The sequence below is a fragment of the Tistlia sp. genome (assembly GCF_040905785.1).
Taxonomy (GTDB): domain Bacteria; phylum Pseudomonadota; class Alphaproteobacteria; order Kiloniellales; family DSM-21159; genus Tistlia.
Genome location: NZ_JBBDQW010000079.1, coordinates 1 through 18,054, shown reverse-complemented (window position 1 = coordinate 18,054; position 18,054 = coordinate 1). Strand labels below are relative to the sequence as shown.

Below are 18,054 nucleotides of genomic sequence, written 5' to 3'. Positions count from 1 at the left end.
CGCCCTCGCGCGACAGCAGCTCGACCGAGCCCATCTCGCGCAGGTACATGCGCACGGGGTCGTCGGTACGGCCGACCTCGTCGTCGTCCAGGTTGCCGGCGACACGCACGGCGCCCTCTTCGCCGGGCGCGGCCTCCTCCTGCTCCTCCTGCTCCTCGCTCTCGATGGCGCTGATGCCCATCTCCGAGAGCGTCGCCATGACGTCTTCGATCTGCTCGGAAGAGACCTGGTCGGGGGGCAGGACCTGGTTCAACTCGTCGTAGGTGACGTAGCCGCGCTCCTTGGCGCGCCCGATCAGCTTCTTCACCGCGGCCGTCAAGGAATCGACGAGGGGACCTTCAGCCGTCTCTTCCTCCCGGCTGTCCGGGGCCTCCGCGCTTTCGGTTTCCTTGCTCACCACTGTCCCTTCCATCCTGGACACCTCGCGGCCTCGGCTGCAGACCTGTCAGGAGCACGTTCCGCCATTCTCTAGTCCGTCACTTCCGTGATGTCGAACTGCTCGATGACGCGCTGCTGTGCCGTGCTTTCCTCGGCCCTCGCCCGTTTGAGCTCCACCGTCCCAGTCCCGCTCGCGTGCCCGCTCCGGTCCGGCCCGCCCCCCTCGAGCTCGACTCCGTCCGGTCCGCCTGCCTCGGCCCCGCCCGCGTCGGCCTCGCCGGGACCGCCGGCGGCAGGGTGTGCGCCGCGGGCCGCGTCGCCGCTCTCGCGCACCCGCAGGATCCAATAGCCGATCCGCTTGCGCACGTCTCGCGGCGGCGCGTCGGGACGGGCAAGGGCTTCGTGAAGATGGATCTGCGGGCCGGAGAGCCCATCGAGCAGCCCCGAAAAACCCTGGCCGCGTAGGTGGCACTGAAGGCTGGAGGAGTCAAGGTGCGGGGCGTCCGCGAGCCAGTCCAGCAGCGCCTCTCGGAGCCGCCGGTGCTCGGTTGCCTGGAGCGGCGCCGCGGCCAGTTCCTCGATGCGATCGAGCGCCGCGTCGGGGTGCGCCACCGCCAGGGCCAGCAGCACCTGCTCCGGCCGCCGCCGCAGCAGCGCGGGCGACTGGCGCTGCGCCAGGGGCGGCGTCTCGTAGGAGTCACGGCGCTCGCCGGGCCGGCCGCGCCCGCGGGCCGGCGTCCAGCCCTTGCCGCTGCCGGCGCCGCGCCGCTTGAAGCCGAAGGCCTCGTCGAAGCGGCGCAGCATCTCCTGGCGATACTCCTGGCGCACGCCGGGATCCTGGATGCGCTCGACCGCGGCCATCAGGTCCTGGCGCAGCGCGGCGCGGCGCTCGGGCGTGTCGCTGCGCCCGGCGGCCAGGCGCACGCTCCACAGCACCTCCGAGAGCGGCCGCGCCCCGGCCAGGACGCGCGCCATGGCCGCGGGGCCCTGCGCGGCGAGCAGGCTGTCGGGATCGTCGCCGGCCGGCAGCGTCGCGAAGGACAGGGAGCAGCCCGGCTTCAGGGCCGGCAGCGCCCGCTCGATCGCCCGCTGCGCGGCGCGCTGGCCGGCGGCGTCGCCGTCGAGGCAGAGGATCGGCTCCGGCGCGATGCGCCAGAGCTCGGCGAGCTGTTCCTCGGTGATCGCCGTGCCCAGCGGCGCCACGGCGCCGGAGAAGCCGGCCTGAGCCAGCGCGATCACGTCCATGTAGCCCTCGGCTACGACCAGGGCGTTGCCGTCGTGGGTGGCCTGGCGGGCGCGCGCCATGTTGTAGAGCACCCGGCCCTTGTGGAAGAGCGGCGAGTCCGGCGAGTTGACGTACTTCGGCTTGGCCTCGGCGGCGAGGGCGCGGGCGCCGAAGGCGATGATCCGGCCGCGCCGGTCGGGGATTGGGAAGATGACGCGGTTGAAGAAGTAGTCGCGCAGCGCCGCACCCCGCGGCCCGCCGGCCCCGCCGTCGGCATCCGGCCGCTTCAGCAGGCCGGCCTCGACCAGCAGCGCGTCGTCGATGCCGCGCAGGTTGAGCGCCTTGCGCAGCGCGCCGCGCCGGTCGGGCGCGAAGCCGAGGCGGAAGTCGCGAATCGTGGCCGCCGTCAGCCCGCGGCCGTCGAGGTACTCGCGCGCCTCGGCGCCGTCCGGCGTCTGGAGCTGCTCCTCGAACCAGCGGCAGGCGGCCTCCAGCACGTCGTGCAGGTCGGCGCGGCGCTTCTGGCTCTCGACCTCGCGCGGGTCGCGCCTCGGCAGCGGCAGGTTGGCCTCGCCGGCCAGCTTCTCGACCGCCTCCGGAAAGCTCAGGCCCTCGGTCTGCATGACGAAGCCGATGACGTCGCCGTGGGCGCCGCAGCCGAAGCAGTGGAAGAAGCCCTTGTCCTCGCTGACCGTGAAGGAGGGCGTCTTCTCGTTGTGGAAGGGACAGAGCCCGCTGTGCTCGCGGCCCTTCCGGGTCAGGCGGACGCGCCGGCCGACGACCTCGGCGATCGGCACCTGGTCGCGCAAGCGGTCGAGAAAATCGGGGTCGAAGGACATCCGCCTGTCCGCGCCTCCTGTCCCGGGTCGGCCCGGCGCCAGCGCGACCACGGGGCCGCCGCCGACCGGGGGTCCGCCACCCTACAGAAATGGTGGGCGCGCCGCGGCCCGGTAATCCGCAAAGCGCCGATTTTTCTCGGGACGGAGCGGCCTATAAGCCTCCTATAAGCCTGTGGCCAAGCTGTTGGCGGCGCTGTGGACGAGCGCGGCGCGGCCGCGGCCGCGCGCGGCCGTCAGCCGAGCCGCGCCTTGACCGCCTGGCTGGCGCGCGCGAAGTCCATGCGCCCGGGGTAGCGCTCCTTCAGCAGCGACATGACCCGGCCCATATCCTTGATCGAGCCGGCCTCGAGCTCGACGATGGCGTCGCTCACCGCCTGGTCGCTCTCGGCCTCGTCGAGCGGCTTGGGCAGGAAGCGCTCGATCACGGCGATCTCCTGCTCCTCGCGCTCGACCAGGTCCTGGCGCTGGCCCTTGGCGTAGAGCTCGATGGCGTCGCGCCGTTGGCGCACCATCTTCTGCAGCATCTCCAGGATCTCCTGCTCCTCTACGCCGTCGCCACGGCCTTCGGTGCGGGCCTGGATGTCGCGGTCCTTGAGCGCCGCCAGGATCAGGCGGATCGTCGCGAGCGCGCGCTGATCGCGGGCCCGCATGGCCTCCTTCAGCGCATCGTTGAGTTGCTGGCGAAGCATCGTGCCTGGACCTCCAATAAAACGAGAGCCGGCCGGACCGCGGCGCGACCCGGCTGGCCGTAGGGCGCCGCGGCCGGCGCCGTCGCGGCCGGCGTCGGCGGCTGCCATGTTCCGAAGCGCCGCATGTTCCGAAGCGCCGCATGTTCCGAAGCTCTGCCTTGACCGGCGTTGACGCCCCGCGTAGTCATGCGTCCGCGAGTGATCGCTGAGGCCCGGACGGCTTTTCTTGCCCGGGCGCCTCTCCCGGCCGCGCCGGGAAGGCCTATATAGGAACCCGACCCCCGGGCGCAACCTGCTCGATGGCGCCTCCGCCTGCCGGAGGCCGCCGCGCTGCGGCGCGCCGGACCGGCTCTCTCTAGGGGACTGCTCGATGAGCGAAAGCATGGACAAGGCGGCGCCGGCCGAGAGCCCGGCCGAGCTCTTGACGCGCGCCTACGACCATCAGCCGGCGGATGCGACCGCCGCCCTGGTCCTGGCCGACGGCACGGTGTTCTGGGGCCGCGGCCTGGGCGCCACAGCGACGACCACCGGCGAGGTCTGCTTCAACACCTCGATGACCGGCTACCAGGAGATCATGACCGACCCCTCCTACGCGGGTCAGCTGATCACCTTCACCTTCCCGCACATCGGCAACGTCGGCACGACCCCGGAGGACATCGAGACGATGACCCCGGTGGCGCGCGGCGCGATCGTCCGCCAGGCCCTCACCGAGCCCTCGAACTGGCGCGCCGAGCAGCACCTTGGGGCCTGGCTGGCGAGCCACGGCCTGCCCGGCATCTCCGGCGTCGACACTCGCGCCCTGACCCACCGGATCCGCGACGCCGGCGCGCCGCACGGCACCTTGGCGCACGCCCCCGACGGCCGCTTCGAGCTGGAGGCCCTGCGCAGCGCCGCCGCGGGCTGGCCCGGCCTGGCCGGCATGGATCTCGCCGGCGAGGTCAGCTGCCTGCAGGCCTACACCTGGGACGAGACGCGCTGGACGCTGGGCGAGGGCTACGGCCGGCTCGAGTCGCCCCGGCACAAGGTCGTGGCGATCGACTACGGCGCCAAGCGCAACATCCTGCGCTGCCTGGCCTCGGCCGGCTGCGCGGTGACCGTGGTGCCGGCCTCGGCCACGGCCGAGGAGATCCTGGCCCATGAGCCCGACGGCGTGTTCCTGGCCAACGGTCCGGGCGACCCGGCCGCGACCGGGGCCTATGCCGTGCCGACCCTGAGGAAGCTGATGGAGAACCCGAAGCTGCCGATCTTCGGCATCTGCCTCGGCCACCAGCTGCTGGCGCTGGCGCTCGGCGGCCGGACCGAGAAGATGCATCTCGGCCACCGCGGCGCCAACCACCCGGTGAAGGACCTGGCCAGCGGCCGGGTCGAGATCACCAGCCAGAACCACGGCTTCGTCGTCGTCCAGGACAGCCTGCCCGAGAACGTCGAGGCGACCCACGTCAGCCTGTTCGACGGCACCAACGAGGGCCTGCGCGTGAAGGACCGTCCGGTCTTCTCGGTCCAGTACCACCCGGAGGCCTCGCCCGGCCCGATGGACAGCCACTACCTCTTCGACCGCTTCGTCGAGGCGATCGAGAAAGCCAAAGGCTGAGCGGCTCCTGAGCCCGGCTCGAGCGCCCGCCGACTCCCCTTCCCTTCGCCGCCGGGCCGTGGCATAGGACTGCCCCCAGCAGGACCCACGACCGACCCCCTTCGACGCGCGCGCCGCCTCCCGGCGCGCGGTTCGCACGAGCGCGCCCCATGCCCAGACGCACCGACATCAAGTCCATCCTGATCGTGGGCGCCGGCCCGATCGTGATCGGCCAAGCCTGCGAGTTCGACTACTCGGGCGTCCAGGCCTGCAAGGCCCTCAAGGAGGAGGGCTTCCGCACGATCCTGGTCAACTCCAACCCCGCGACGATCATGACCGACCCCGGCCTCGCCGACGCGACCTACGTCGAGCCGATCACGCCGGAGTTCCTGGAGAAGGTCATCGCCAAAGAGCGGCCCGACGCGCTGCTGCCGACGATGGGCGGGCAGACGGCGCTCAACGCCTCGCTGAAGCTCCACGAGCTGGGCGTCCTGGACAAGTACGGCGTCGAGATGATCGGCGCCGACGCCGACGTCATCGACAAGGCCGAGGATCGCCAGCGCTTCCGCATCGCGATGGAGGCGATCGGGCTGAAGTCGCCGGCCTCGCGCATGGTCGGCTCCTTCGAGGAGGCCCTGGCCGCGCTCGACCTGGTCGGCCTGCCGGCGATCATCCGGCCCTCCTTCACGCTCGCCGGCACCGGCGGCGGCATTGCCTACAACCGCGAGGAGTTCGTCGAGATCGTCACGGGCGGCCTGCGCGCCAGCCCGACCCACGAGGTCCTGATCGAGCAGTCGGTGCTCGGCTGGAAGGAGTTCGAGATGGAGGTCGTGCGCGACTGCGCCGACAACTGCATCATCGTCTGCTCCATCGAGAACATCGACCCGATGGGCGTGCACACCGGCGACTCGATCACGGTGGCGCCGGCGCTGACCCTCTCCGACAAGGAGTACCAGGTCATGCGCGACGCCTCGATCGCGTGCCTGCGCGAGATCGGCGTCGACACCGGCGGCTCCAACGTGCAGTTCGCCGTCAACCCGCTGACCGGCGAGATGGTCGTCATCGAGATGAACCCGCGGGTCTCGCGCTCCTCGGCCCTGGCCTCCAAGGCGACCGGCTTCCCGATCGCCAAGATCGCCGCCAAGCTGGCGGTCGGCTACACGCTCGACGAGCTGACCAACGACATTACCAAGGTGACGCCGGCGGCCTTCGAGCCGACCATCGACTACGTCGTCACCAAGATGCCCCGCTTCGCCTTCGAGAAGTTCCGCGGCGCCGAGCCGACCCTGACGACCTCCATGAAGTCGGTCGGCGAGGCCATGGCGATCGGCCGCTGCTTCCAGGAATCCCTGCAGAAGGCCTTCCGCTCGCTGGAGACCGGCCTCTCCGGCCTCGACGAGCTCGAGATCCCGGGTGCCGTCGAGGCCGACGGCACGGTCGACCGCGACGCCGTCTTCGCCTGGCTCGGCCGGCCGACGCCCGACCGCCTGCTCGGCGTCGCCCAGGCCTTTCGCCACGGCCTCGACGTCGAGGACATCCACCGGGCGACGGCGATCGACCGCTGGTTCCTGCGCCAGATCGAGGAGCTGGTCGCGGTCGAGCAGCGGATCCGGGCCGAGGGCCTGCCGCGCGACCCGCTGGCGCTGCGGCGCCTGAAGCAGCTCGGCTTCTCCGACGCCCGCCTGGCCGCCCTGGTCGGCCACGAGGAGGAGGCGGTCAGCGCGGCCAGGCGCGCGCTCGGCGTCGTGCCTTCCTTCCGGCGCATCGACACCTGCGGCGGCGAGTTCCCGGCGCTGACGCCCTACATGTACTCGGCCTACGAGGGCGACGGCTTCAACCCGCCGGCCTGCGAGGCCGACGTCAGCGACCGCGAGAAGGTCATCATCCTGGGCGGCGGGCCGAACCGCATCGGCCAGGGCATCGAGTTCGACTACTGTTGCGTCCATGCCGCCTATGCGCTCGCCGAGGCCGGCTTCGAGACGATCATGGTCAACTGCAACCCCGAGACCGTCTCGACCGACTACGACACCTCGGACCGGCTCTACTTCGAGCCGCTGACGGCAGAGGACGTCCTGGAGATCGCCCGCGTCGAGCGCACGGCCGGGCGCCTGCACGGCTGCATCGTGCAGTTCGGCGGCCAGACCCCGCTGAAGCTGGCGAGCGCCCTGGAGAAGGCCGGCGTGCCGGTCCTCGGGACCTCGCCCGACGCCATCGACCACGCCGAGGACCGCGAGCGCTTCCAGCGGCTGCTCGCCGAGCTCGGCCTGAAGCAGCCCGACAACGGCACCGCGCGCAGCCGCGACGAGGCGGTGCGGGTCGCCGAGACCATCGGCTACCCGGTGCTGCTGCGCCCCTCCTACGTGCTCGGCGGGCGCGCCATGGAGATCATCCACGACCGCGGCGAGCTGCTCCACTACATCGAGAACGCGGTCAAGGTGTCGGGTCGCAACCCCGTGCTGATCGACAGCTACCTGCGCGACGCCATCGAGGTCGACGTCGACGCGATCTGCGACGGCGAGACCGTCTTCGTCGCCGGCATCATGGAGCACATCGAGGAGGCCGGCATCCATTCCGGCGACTCCGCCTGCTCGCTGCCGCCGCACTCGCTCGACGAGGCGATCGTCGCGGAGATCGAGCGGCAGACCGAGCTGCTGGCCAAGGCGCTGGGCGTCGTCGGCTTGATGAACGTGCAGTTCGCCGTGCGCCAGCGGGACATCTACATCCTGGAGGTCAACCCGCGGGCGAGCCGCACCGTGCCGTTCGTCGCCAAAGCAACCGGCGTGCCGATCGCCAAGATCGCCGCGCGCGTCATGGCCGGTGCCAAGCTGGCCGAGTTCAAGCTGGTCCGCTCGAAGCGCGCTCACGTCGCGGTCAAGGAGGCGGTTTTCCCCTTCGCCCGCTTCCCCGGCGTCGACGTCGTGCTCGGCCCAGAGATGAAGTCGACCGGCGAGGTCATCGGCCTCGACCGCGACTTCGCGCGGGCCTTCCTGAAGTCGCAGATCGGCGCCGGCACGCCGCTGCCCCGTGAGGGCCGGGTCTTCATCTCGGTGCGCGACGAGGACAAGGCAGCGGCCGCCAAGCTGGCCGCCGAGCTGCTCGACGAGGGCTTCCAGCTGATCGCCACGCGCGGCACGGCCGGCTTCTTCGAGCAGCAGGGCCTGCCGGTGGAGACCGTGCTGAAGGTGCGCGAGGGCCGGCCGAACATCGTCGACCGCATGCTCTCCGGCGACATCGACCTGGTCATCAACACCACCGAGGATCGCAAGGCGCTGGCCGACTCCTTCACGATCCGGCGCACCGCCCTGACCAACGCCATCCCCTACTACACCACCATCGCCGGTGCCGACGCCGCAGTGCTGGCGATCGCGGCGCTCAAGCGCGGTCATCTTGAAGTGAATCCGCTGCAGTCCTACTTTGAGGGGTCGTTCTAGGCTGGAGGGTCCAGGGCGCGGTATTCTGCGTTCTGACATCCAGCCAGCCATCCCGGCGATACCCTCAGACAACTCAGGCCAGCGAGCGGGCAGGTACGGAAACTATGACCGACAAGGTACCCATGACGGCGGAAGGCTATGCCCGCATGGAAGAAGAGCTGCGGCACCTCAAGTCGGTTGCCCGGCCGGAGGTGATCAAGTCGATCGCCGAGGCGCGCGAGCACGGCGACCTGTCCGAGAACGCCGAGTATCACGCTGCGCGCGAGCGCCAGTCCTTCATCGAGGGCCGCGTCGGCGAGCTCGAGGACAAGATCAGCCGGGCCGAGATCATCGATCCCTCGACGCTGTCGGGCGACACCGTGAAGTTCGGTGCGACGGTCAGGGTCGTCGACGAGGATTCCGACGAGGAGACGACCTACCAGATCGTCGGCGAGATCGAGGCCGACGTGAAGCGCGGCCGGATCGCCGTCACCTCGCCGCTAGCCCGCGCCCTGATCGGCAAGTCGCTCGGCGACTCCGTCGAGGTCGCGACGCCCAAGGGCCAGAAGGCCTACGAGATCCTCGAGGTCAAGTACGGCTGAGCCGGCGCGCTGCCGGCCGGCTCTCCCCCACCCGCTTCTTCCGTGTGCGCTTCCACGCTTGCATGGTTCGACAGGCTCACCATGAAGCGCGGCCCGAAGCTCGCGCGACCCTCTGTCGCTTCATGGTGAGCCTGTCGAACCATGCAAGCGTGGAAGCGCCGGCGTGGGGGCGCGCCTCCCCGGGCGCCTGCGCCCCCCGATGACGCCCGAAGGAGCGGCACCCCTCAGTTCAGGTCGTGGGCGTAGCGCTTGAGGTCGAAGAGGTCGACGACCTCGAGCGCGCGCTCGTGGGTCGCCGCCAAGACGACGCGCGGCGCCCGTCCCGCGGCGTAGGCCTCGCGCCAGCGCAGGGCGCAGAGGCACCAGCGGTCGCCTTCCTTGAGGCCTGGGAAGCCGAACTCCGGGCGCGGCGTCGAGAGGTCGTTGCCGCGCCCCTTGGAATAGGCCAGGAAAGCCTCGGTCATCTCGGCGCAGACGGTATGCGACCCGGCGTCCTCGGGGCCGCTGTTGCAACAGCCGTCGCGGAAGAAGCCGGTCACGGGATCCAGGCTGCAGGGCTCGAGGGGCTCGCCCAGGACGTTGCGCGACGGATAGCGCTCGGGCTGCGCCATCAGCCCTCCTCCGCCTCCGTCTCGGACTCCTCCACCGGCGCGTTGACCAGCTCGACCGGCACCCCCGACTGGTCCTTTGAGGTGCGGATGATCTGTACCGTCAGCACGCGCGAGACGTGGGGCGCCGCGGTCAGGCGCTGGGTCAGCTCGTTCTCGTGGCTGGTGTTGCGCGCGACCAGCTTGAGGACGAAATCGTGGGGCCCGCGCGCCATGTGGCACTCGCGGACCTCGGGCCAGGCCTCCATGTCCTGCTCGAAGCCGCTCAGCACGGCGTCGTTCTGGCTGTCGAGGCCGACCAGGGCGAAGAACTGGACCTCGAAACCGAGCGACTCGCAGTCGAGCTCGGCGTGGTAGCCGCGGATGAACCCCGCCTCCTCCAGAGCGCGCACCCGGCGCAGGCACGGCGGCGCCGAGATGCCGGCGCGCTTCGCGAGCTCGACGTTCGTCATGCGACCCTCCGCCTGGAGGTCGCGCAGAATCCTTAGGTCGATCCGGTCGAGCTTGACCCGCCGCATATCTTTCCCCTGACGCTGGCTGCCGGCTGACGCAAGCTTTCTATCGGCCGTGGCCGCCGCTGCGCAACTATATTGCCGGTTCGCCCGCCCACTTCAAGGCGGGACCGCAGGCCGCCGCCCGGGGCGGACCACCCGTCCTAAATCTGCGCCCTGCGGCCCTTGTCAATCCGCCGGCGAGCGCGTATCCGGGCGGCGTCATGCCTCTCAACGAACGCGAGTCCTGCTGGGTCGTCAGCGACGGCAAGGCCGGCATGGAAATCCAGTGTCTGGGCCTGGCGGAAGCCCTCGGCCTGGAGCCACAGGTCAAGCGCATCGTCACGCGGCGACCCTGGCGGTGGCTCCCGCCCCTGCTCTGGCACGATCCCCTGCGCGCGATCGACCGGCGACAGGGCGACGCCCTCGATCCGCCCTGGCCGGACCTGCTGATCGCGACCGGACGGCAGGCGGTGGCGCCGGCGCTGGCGATCCGCCGCGCGAGCCGGCGCGCCGGGCGGGCCAGCTTCGTCGTCCAGATCCAGAACCCCGCGGTCGACCCGAAGCGGTTCGACCTGGTCGTGGCCCCGGCCCACGACCGCCTGTCCGGCCCGAACGTGGTGACCACCCTGGGCGCCATGAACCGGATCACGCCTGCGCGCCTCGAGGCCGAGGCCCGGGCCTGGGGCCCCCGCGTGGCGGCGCTGCCGCGCCCCTACGTCGGGGCGCTGGTCGGCGGGGCCAACAAGGTCTACCGCCTGCCTCCGGCGCGCGCGCGCGAGCTCGGCGAGCAGCTTGCCGCAGCGGCGGGCGCCGAGGGCGGCAGCCTGCTGGTCACGCCGTCGCGGCGGACGCGGCCGGCGGTGCTGGCCGCCCTGCGCGCCGGCATCGGCGACACGCCCTGCCTGATCTGGGACGGAACGGGCGAGAATCCCTACTTCGGCTTTCTCGGCCTCGCCGACGCCCTTGTCGTCACCCTCGACTCGGTCAACATGATCTCGGAAGCCGCCTCGACGGGCCGTCCGGTGCTGCTGGCGGAGCTGCCGGGCGGGTCGGCCAAGTTCCGGCGCTTCCATGAGGCGATGCTGCAGGCCGGCTATGCCCGGCCTTTCGCCGGTCGCCTGGAGCGCTGGGACTATCCGCGGCTCGACGAAACGGGTCGGGTCGCGGGCCTCGTGCGGGAGCGTCTGAAGCGGCGCTGAGCGGCGGTCGCCGGACCGCCGCTTGACCGGCGTCAATTGCACGGCCTCCCCCGAGGCGATAAACAGGGCGGAGCCGAGGAAACGAGGATCGACGTGGCAGAAGCCAAAGCCCTCGAGAGGCCCCAGGGCCTGCTCGATCTCGAACGGTTCGCCGCGACGCCGCTGGTTCGCGAGCCCTTCGACCATCTGATCGTGCCGGGCTTTCTGAGGCCGGAGGCGTTGGCGGCGGTTGCAGCCGACTTTCCGGATATCGCCGAGGGTGGCAGCTTCCCGCTCGCAAGCCTGCGCTGCGGGCCGGCCTTCGATCGGCTGGTCGAGGAGATCCGCTCTGCGGAGACGGCCGGGGCACTGGGCGGCAAGTTCGGCCTCGAGCTGGCGGACAAGCCGATCATGGTCACGGTGCGCGGCCAGTCGCGCGAGAAGGACGGCCGCATCCACCGGGATTCCAAGAGCAAGCTGCTGACCGTGCTGCTCTACCTGAACGATGGCTGGGACGCCTCGAGCGGCCGGCTGCGCCTGCTGCGCAGGCCCGACGACCTGGACGACTACGTCGCCGAGGTGCCGCCACACGAGGGCACGCTGCTCGCCTTCCGCTGCGCCGAGAATGCCTGGCACGGCCACAAGGCCTTCGTCGGCCGGCGCCGTTCGGTCCAGATCAACTGGATGCGCAGCGGCGCCGTCGCCTGGCGGGAGCAGGCGCGTCACCGCCTGTCCGCCGTGACCAAGCGGCTCTTCCACCGCCGCGCCTGACCCCAGGCCCTCGCCTCCCGCCTCGCACCGTCAAAGGATCGCCGGTTACTTCATGGCCCTGAACATCGAGACCTTCCGCAACGACCGGGGCGGCAATGCCTTCTTCAAGGCGATCGGCCACCCGCTCGCCGCCCGGCGCCTGCCCGAGCTGCTGGAGAGACTCGGCACGGCGCCCGTCGCGGTCTACGACCCGCTCGGCTACGCCGCCGGCCTGGCCGAGATCTACGGCCTGGCGGGGATCGAGGTCGCCGGCTACTTCGTCCAGGACGTCGAGGCCCTGGACACCGCGTTCCAGGGCCGCCCGGCCCAGCCGGTCACCGACCTGCCCGGCTGCGGCGCCGCCACGGTCTTCGTCACCGCCTTCGACGCCGAGCGTCTGGTCGACCAGATCCACCACCTGCTGCCCGCGGGCGCCACCGTCGTCAGCCTGGACACGCTGCGCCTGCCCGACGCGCTGCTGACCGACCGCCGCACCTACGTCAGCGGCCTCAACTTCGCGACCAACTTCGCCCTGTTTCGCGACAGCGACGACGGCCAGCACACGCGGGTCGTCTCGGCCAACTACTGGGGCGGCTACGGCGCCGAGGCGCCGCGCCTCTGGTGCTGCCTGTTCGACGGCGGGGGCGCGGTGCTGGCCGAGTGGGACGAGGACCTGCCCGCCGCCGGCGCGGTCATCGCCATCGACAGTGCCGAGGTGCGCCGCCGCTTCGCGCTGCCGGCCTTCGCCGGCTCGCTGTTCCTGCACGTCACCGGCATCCGCGGCCACGACGTCGTCAAGTACGCGCTCGACACCTACGGCGACGGCCCCGACCTGCTGAGCTGCACCCACGACGCCAACGCCTGGCCCTCGCAGTGGTACGCCGGCCTGCCGGCGCCGCGCGAGGGCGAGCGGGTCGTGCTGTGGATCCAGAACAGCCATCCCTGCCCGATCCCGGCCGGCGCGGTCGGGCTCAACGCCATGGGCGACGAGCGCACCGTTTGGCTCGACCGCGAGATCCCCGCCTTCGGCACCCACCCCCTGGAGGTCGCCGACCACCTGCCGGAGCTGCGCTGGCCGCAGCAGATTGAGATCATGGCCGGCAAGCACTTCGTGCGGCCTCGTTACGAGATCGACGCGCCGACCGGCCAGCGCCGCATCGCGCACATGAACGTCGAGCGCAGCGACCTGGCGCCCGACCCGAAGATCGCCGAGCTCGGCAACCTCATGGGCAAGGGCTTCCTGCTGCCGGCGCCGCTGCTGCCGACCGCGCGCTTCCGCACACTGGTGCTGCCGACGCCGATGGCGCGCGCCCAGGCGGACTTGCCGCTCGGGCTGCGGGTCTACGACGCCGAGGGCGGCGAGCTCGCGCGCCTGCCGCTCGGGCGCCTGCCGCGCGACCACGAGCGCGCGATCGACGTCACCGACCTGCTGGCCGAGCGCGGCATAGCGCTCGAAACGGGCGCAAAGGGCGACGGCTACGGCCACGTCGAGCTGCTCTACGACTTCGCCGAGGGTGGCGGTGCCGACGGCTGGCTGCACGCGATCTTCCGCTACGAGCACCGCGGCTCCGGCCATGTCGCCGAAACCTCCTTCGGCTCGCACATCTTCAACTCGGTGCTTGTCTACAAGAACGAGCCGCAGTCCTATGCGGCGCGTCCGCCGGGGCTTTCGACGCGGCTGTTCCTGCGCCTCGGCCCGACCGGCTACGACACGCTCTGCCACCTGATCTACCCGGCGTCGACCCCCTGGCACCCGCGCAGCCGGACCTCGCTGGCCCTGCTCGACGCCGAAGGCCGCGAGGTGGCGAGCCGTGACGTCGAAATCGCCTGCAGCGGCTCCTTCCTGTTCCGCGCCTCCGAGCTGTTCGAGACGGCCGCCCTGGCCGAGGCGGCCGGCGGCTACGTGCTGATCCGCGACCGCACCTGCCGGCTGTTCGGCTATCACGGCCTGACCCGCGGCGCGGCCGCCTTTTCCCTCGACCACATGTTCGGCTTCTAACGAGGCGTCGGCGGGAGCGGCTCATCCGGCCGGAACAGCCCCCTCGGCACTCTCCGATTCACTCTTCGGGCGGAGACGTCGGCACTTTTGCACGCGCCGAGAGTATGATGAAGCAGACATCCTGCTCGTCGAAGTGGGATTATTATCTCTCCAGTAGAATTGTGGTATGTATCAATTCACCTTTCGCAACTGTTACTTAAAGTGCTCGATAACAGTTTAACCTTAAAGCCAAGGATCTAGCCAATTCTTAACTGTTTGTTTACATCACAGTTGCATTTATTGTCTTACAAAGGGGCTGTCCAAAAGGTTATAGATTCCTCATCGGGTAGGGATTCTTGGGGGCTCCGGTGGCGACTTCACCCTCTCCCAGGTGTCGTCGGCGCGGCAGGGCAAGACCTGGGCTGTTCCTCGACGGTTGCCGGCGTGTCATTCGGGGGCAGCGAGAAACATGGCAAATTTGATCGTCAAGCCGATCGAGGCTCGGGTGCGTCGAGCTGCGCTTGTCCCGCTAGGCAAGTCCGCCGCCCACGCCGGCGGGCGCCAAGGCCTGGATTCCGGCGAGATCGGGCGAGATGATTCTTGCCAGCCTGTCCGGGGAGGAGCCGGACATCGCCCTGCAGCCGGCGACGCGCGTGGCCGAGAGTTTCATTCCCGAGAAGACGGTACCTTCCCTTCCGTTGCGGCTGGTCGGGCAGCGAGAGAAGACGGCGCGGGGCAGGCGGCCCGGCACCCCCAACCGACGGCCCAGTTCGTGGCTCGGGACGAGTTGATCGCCGCGATTCCCTCGCTGCGGGCCTTCGCGATCTCGCTGTGCGGGCGCACCGACCAGGCCGACGACCTGGTGCAGGACACCTTGGTCAAGGCGTGGGGCAACATCGCCACCTACACGCCCGGCACCAACCTGCTCGCCTGGCTGTTCACGATCCTGCGCAACAGCTTCTATTCCCAGCTGCGCAAGCGGCGGCGCGAGGTCGAGGACGTCGACGGCGTGCACAGCGGCGCGCTCTTCGTCGTGGCCAACCAAGTCGAGCACATCCGGATGCGCGAGTTCCAGAACGCGCTCGGCAAGCTGCCGGAAGAACAGCGCGAGGCACTGATCATGGTCGGGGCCGCCGGCTACTCCTACGAGGAGACGGCCCAGATCTGCGGTTGCGCCGTCGGCACCGTCAAGAGCCGGGTCAACCGCGCGCGGCGCAAGCTGGCCGCCCTCCTCGGCGAGGACTTGGCGGCTTCCGGCGCGCCCGAGTAAGAACGGGTATTTCTTCAGTATTTTTGCGGCTTTTGCTTGTATTGCCAGGCAACTTCATTGGAGCTATGCCTTTTCCCGCTCCGGCGAGCCTCGAACCTCCCAAGAAGAGCCAAGATCCGAGCCTGCCGCTGGTGAGGCCGCCTGCCGGGGAAAATGGTCGTCGAGGGCCCGCAGGGAGCCGAGACGAAAGCGGGCAGGCGGTGCCTTCGGGGGAAGACCGGCATGTACCACAGGACGGACGTCCACATCGGTCGCCGCATTCGCGAGCGCCGGATCGCCAAGGGCCTGAGCCAGGCCGCCCTGGCCGAGCGCCTGGCCATCACTTTCCAGCAGGTCCAGAAGTACGAGAGCGGCGCCAATCGGGTCGGCGGCAGCCGCCTCTGGGAGCTCAGCAAGGCGCTGGCGGTGCCGGTCGGCTACTTTTTCGAGGGTCTCGATGACTCGCCCACCGAGGCGCAGGCCGGGGTGACGCCGCTGAGCCGCCAGAGCCTGGAGTTGGCGCGCGCCATCAACGCCGTTCCCGAAGGCGAGATCAAGGAGCAGGTGATCCGCCTGGTGAAGGCCTTCACCAGGCCCGGCTGAGCCGCCTGCGACCTTGCACGGGCACTTCCGGCTTCCTATCCTCGGTGTCGGTCCATCTCCAGCCCCCGGGACAGCCCATGCCCAAGAGCCACCGCACCAAGGTCCTGATCCTCGGATCCGGGCCGGCCGGCTACACGGCCGCGATCTATGCCGCGCGTGCCAATCTCAAGCCGCTGCTGGTCCAGGGCCTGCAGCCGGGCGGCCAGCTCTCCATCACCACCGATGTCGAGAACTATCCCGGCTTCGCCGATCCGATCCAGGGGCCCTGGCTGATGGAGCAGATGGGCGAGCAGGCGAAGAACGTCGGCACCGAGCTGCTCTTCGACACGATCGTCGAGGTCGACCTGTCGCGCCGACCCTACCGCTGCCTGGGCGACTCCGGCGACAGCTACGAGGGCGAGACGCTGGTGATCTGCACCGGCGCCCAGGCACGCTGGCTCGGCCTGCCGAGCGAGCAGAAGTTCCAGGGTTTCGGCGTCTCGGCCTGCGCGACCTGCGACGGCTTCTTCTATCGCGGCAAGCAGGTCGCCGTCGTCGGCGGCGGCAACACGGCGGTCGAGGAGGCGCTGTTTCTGACCAACTTCGCCGACAAGGTGACGCTGATCCACCGGCGCGACTCCCTCCGCGCCGAGCAGATCATGCAGGACCGGCTGTTCCGCAACCCCAAGATCGAGGTGATCTGGAACAGCGTCGTCGAGGAGGTGCTGGGCGCCGAGGAGCCGCTCGGCGTCACCGGCCTGGTGCTCCGAAGCACCCTGGACGGCGCGCGCAGCGAGCTCGCGGCCGACGGGCTGTTCGTGGCGATCGGCCACGATCCGGCGACGGCGCTGTTCCGCGGCCAGCTCGAGATCGACTCCGAAGGCTACATCCTGACCGCGCCCGATTCGACAGCCACCGGCGTGCCCGGCGTCTTCGCCGCCGGCGACGTCAAGGACAAGGTCTTCCGCCAGGCGGTCACGGCGGCCGGCATGGGCTGCATGGGGGCGCTGGAAGCCGAGCGGTTCCTGGCCGAGCAGGAGGACGCCACCGCCCAGGCGGCCGAATAGAGCGACCGCCGGCCTGGTCGCCGGCATGGTCGCCGCCCGCCGCCGCCGCCCGCCGCCGCCCCTGCGGGAGACAGCGGCCCGGGCATCCGGTATCCTGATCCGCTCGAATCGATTCGCCCGGAAGGCGCGTGCGGAGGAAGCACCGGCGCTACCGGGCTGTGCAGGGGTTTTCCATGACGATGGACTGGGACAAGCTGAGGATCTTCCACGCCGTCGCGGAGGCCGGCAGCTTCACCCATGCGGGCGAGCAGCTGAACCTCAGTCAGTCCGCGGTCAGCCGCCAGATCAGTGCGCTCGAGGAAAGTCTGCGCGTACCGCTGTTCCATCGCCACGCCCGCGGCCTGATCCTGACCGAGCAGGGCGAGCTGCTCTACCGCACGGCCCACGAGGTCTTCGGCAAGCTGGCGATGACCGAGGCGCTGCTGGCGGAAAGCAAGGACCGGCCCCAGGGCCTGCTCAAGGTGACGACCACCGTCGCCTTCGGCTCGACCTGGCTGGCGCCGCGCGTGCGCGAGTTCATGGAGGTCTACCCCGAGATCGAGCTGCACCTGATCCTGGACGACCGCGAGCTCGACCTGTCGATGCGCGAGGCCGACATCGCGATCCGCATGTCGCCGCCGCGCCAGGGCGACCTGATCCAGCGGCATATCCTGACCAGCCACATGCACGCCTACGCCTCGACCGGCTACATCAAGCGCTACGGCATGCCCAAGGATCCGGCCGACCTCGATAATCACCGGCTGATCGTTTACGGCGAGGACAAGCGCCCGCCTGTGCCGGAGGTCAACTGGCTGCTCAAGGTCGGCGAGCGCGAGCAGGCGCCGCGGCGCGCCGTCATGACCGTCAACAACGTCTACGCCATCATGCGCTCCGTCGCGGCCGGCGGCGGCATCGGCGCCCTGCCCGAGTTCATGGTCCAGCGCGACGGCGAGCTGGTCGAGGTCCTGCCCGAGCTGGAGGGCCCCCGCATCGACGCCTACTTCGTCTATCCGGAGGAGCTGCGCGGCACCCAGCGCGTCGAGGTTTTCCGGGACTTCTTACTCCGTGAAGTCGCGGCGACCAAGTTCTAGCGCCGGTTATGCCACGCCCTCTCACCCGGGATTCCGGGCCACAGTACGCCGCGAGCCTGCGTTCACTGGCAGGGCGGAGGGCCGCCTGGGGGCTGAGGTAGAAGCACTGTTGTAAAAATAATACGGCTGAGTGTAGCCATGCAACAGGAGCATGCCACCACTGTTCTCTTGCAACTCGACAGAGGCCCCTTCGAGGGCCATTTTCCCTTCAGAGGATGTTGCGACGCAGCATCCGAGGGGCGCGATCACTCTCCCCCCGATCGTGATCGGCGCCCCGACGGGACCGCTTCGGCGGCCCCGACGTCTCCCAGACGTGAAGCCTCCCTGTTCAACTTGCCGGGCCCTCGTGGCCCGGCATTTTTTTG

General features: G+C 70.2%; 15 protein-coding genes. 10 read left to right on the top strand and 5 right to left on the bottom strand.

Annotated elements, in window-relative coordinates; translation table 11 throughout:
- The 3 genes from WD341_RS18900 to WD341_RS18890 form a co-directional block, all read right to left on the bottom strand.
- Positions 1–400, bottom strand: a 400-nt coding sequence (locus tag WD341_RS18900) for an RNA polymerase sigma factor region1.1 domain-containing protein (RefSeq protein ID WP_368427047.1), incomplete at its 3' end; no start/stop codon positions are given.
- Between the two features lie 68 nt (positions 401–468).
- Entirely contained in the window at positions 469–2,442 is a 1,974-nt protein-coding gene (gene dnaG, locus WD341_RS18895; RefSeq protein WP_368427046.1) for a DNA primase, read from the bottom strand.
- 233 nt (positions 2,443–2,675) lie between these two features.
- Complete coding sequence (locus WD341_RS18890) at positions 2,676–3,131, bottom strand: GatB/YqeY domain-containing protein (protein WP_368427045.1); 456 nt, start codon at positions 3,129–3,131, stop codon at positions 2,676–2,678.
- A gap of 382 nt (positions 3,132–3,513) precedes the next feature.
- Here WD341_RS18890 and carA point away from each other — a divergent pair, with 382 nt between their 5' ends.
- From carA to greA, 3 genes are all read left to right on the top strand, one after another.
- Positions 3,514–4,722, top strand: a complete 1,209-nt coding sequence (gene carA, locus WD341_RS18885; RefSeq protein ID WP_368427049.1) for a glutamine-hydrolyzing carbamoyl-phosphate synthase small subunit — start codon at positions 3,514–3,516, stop codon at positions 4,720–4,722.
- A gap of 149 nt (positions 4,723–4,871) precedes the next feature.
- A complete protein-coding gene (gene carB / locus WD341_RS18880) occupies positions 4,872–8,132 on the top strand; it encodes a carbamoyl-phosphate synthase large subunit (protein WP_368427044.1) in 3,261 nt (1,086 codons plus the stop codon).
- 104 nt (positions 8,133–8,236) lie between these two features.
- The gene (greA, locus tag WD341_RS18875; protein WP_368427043.1) at positions 8,237–8,713 is read left to right on the top strand and encodes a transcription elongation factor GreA; all 477 of its coding nucleotides are present in this window, start codon (positions 8,237–8,239) and stop codon (positions 8,711–8,713) included.
- A 224-nt stretch (positions 8,714–8,937) separates the two neighbouring features.
- On the opposite strand, the gene WD341_RS18870 is transcribed toward greA, so the two are convergent.
- Together WD341_RS18870 and WD341_RS18865 are read right to left on the bottom strand one after the other, a co-directional pair.
- A complete protein-coding gene (locus WD341_RS18870) occupies positions 8,938–9,324 on the bottom strand; it encodes a DUF2237 family protein (RefSeq protein WP_368427042.1) in 387 nt (128 codons plus the stop codon).
- Positions 9,324–9,839: an Lrp/AsnC family transcriptional regulator gene (locus tag WD341_RS18865; RefSeq protein WP_368427041.1), complete on the bottom strand. Its 516-nt coding sequence runs from the start codon at positions 9,837–9,839 to the stop codon at positions 9,324–9,326. The genes WD341_RS18870 and WD341_RS18865 overlap by 1 nt, the downstream gene beginning before the upstream one ends.
- 197 nt (positions 9,840–10,036) lie before the next feature.
- On the opposite strand from WD341_RS18865, the gene WD341_RS18860 reads away from it, so the two are divergent.
- The 7 genes from WD341_RS18860 (at position 10,037) to WD341_RS18830 (ending at position 17,689) form a co-directional block, all read left to right on the top strand.
- Positions 10,037–11,014, top strand: a complete 978-nt coding sequence (locus WD341_RS18860) for a mitochondrial fission ELM1 family protein (RefSeq protein WP_368427040.1) — start codon at positions 10,037–10,039, stop codon at positions 11,012–11,014.
- A gap of 93 nt (positions 11,015–11,107) precedes the next feature.
- Positions 11,108–11,764: a 2OG-Fe(II) oxygenase gene (locus WD341_RS18855; RefSeq protein WP_368427039.1), complete on the top strand. Its 657-nt coding sequence runs from the start codon at positions 11,108–11,110 to the stop codon at positions 11,762–11,764.
- 52 nt (positions 11,765–11,816) lie between these two features.
- Entirely contained in the window at positions 11,817–13,742 is a 1,926-nt protein-coding gene (locus tag WD341_RS18850) for a hypothetical protein (RefSeq protein ID WP_368427038.1), read from the top strand.
- 751 nt (positions 13,743–14,493) lie between these two features.
- Entirely contained in the window at positions 14,494–14,991 is a 498-nt protein-coding gene (locus WD341_RS18845) for a sigma-70 family RNA polymerase sigma factor (protein ID WP_368427037.1), read from the top strand.
- Between the two features lie 222 nt (positions 14,992–15,213).
- The gene (locus WD341_RS18840; RefSeq protein ID WP_368427036.1) at positions 15,214–15,573 is read left to right on the top strand and encodes a helix-turn-helix domain-containing protein; all 360 of its coding nucleotides are present in this window, start codon (positions 15,214–15,216) and stop codon (positions 15,571–15,573) included.
- 77 nt (positions 15,574–15,650) lie between these two features.
- A complete protein-coding gene (gene trxB / locus WD341_RS18835) occupies positions 15,651–16,619 on the top strand; it encodes a thioredoxin-disulfide reductase (RefSeq protein ID WP_368427035.1) in 969 nt (322 codons plus the stop codon).
- A 179-nt stretch (positions 16,620–16,798) separates the two neighbouring features.
- Positions 16,799–17,689 (top strand): LysR family transcriptional regulator, encoded by an 891-nt coding sequence (locus WD341_RS18830; RefSeq protein ID WP_368427048.1) that lies wholly within the window; start codon positions 16,799–16,801, stop codon positions 17,687–17,689.
- The last annotated feature ends 365 nt before the right edge of the window (positions 17,690–18,054 follow it).

Coding starts and splice junctions, on each gene's coding strand:
- dnaG (WP_368427046.1), bottom strand. CDS start 2,442: ATGTCCTTCGACCCCGATTTTCTCGACCGCTTGCGCGACCAGGTGCCG.
- WD341_RS18890 (WP_368427045.1), bottom strand. CDS start 3,131: ATGCTTCGCCAGCAACTCAACGATGCGCTGAAGGAGGCCATGCGGGCC.
- WD341_RS18865 (WP_368427041.1), bottom strand. CDS start 9,839: ATGCGGCGGGTCAAGCTCGACCGGATCGACCTAAGGATTCTGCGCGAC.
- WD341_RS18870 (WP_368427042.1), bottom strand. CDS start 9,324: ATGGCGCAGCCCGAGCGCTATCCGTCGCGCAACGTCCTGGGCGAGCCC.
- WD341_RS18850 (WP_368427038.1), top strand. CDS start 11,817: ATGGCCCTGAACATCGAGACCTTCCGCAACGACCGGGGCGGCAATGCC.
- WD341_RS18860 (WP_368427040.1), top strand. CDS start 10,037: ATGCCTCTCAACGAACGCGAGTCCTGCTGGGTCGTCAGCGACGGCAAG.
- carB (WP_368427044.1), top strand. CDS start 4,872: ATGCCCAGACGCACCGACATCAAGTCCATCCTGATCGTGGGCGCCGGC.
- greA (WP_368427043.1), top strand. CDS start 8,237: ATGACCGACAAGGTACCCATGACGGCGGAAGGCTATGCCCGCATGGAA.
- carA (WP_368427049.1), top strand. CDS start 3,514: ATGGACAAGGCGGCGCCGGCCGAGAGCCCGGCCGAGCTCTTGACGCGC.
- WD341_RS18830 (WP_368427048.1), top strand. CDS start 16,799: ATGGACTGGGACAAGCTGAGGATCTTCCACGCCGTCGCGGAGGCCGGC.
- trxB (WP_368427035.1), top strand. CDS start 15,651: ATGCCCAAGAGCCACCGCACCAAGGTCCTGATCCTCGGATCCGGGCCG.
- WD341_RS18840 (WP_368427036.1), top strand. CDS start 15,214: ATGTACCACAGGACGGACGTCCACATCGGTCGCCGCATTCGCGAGCGC.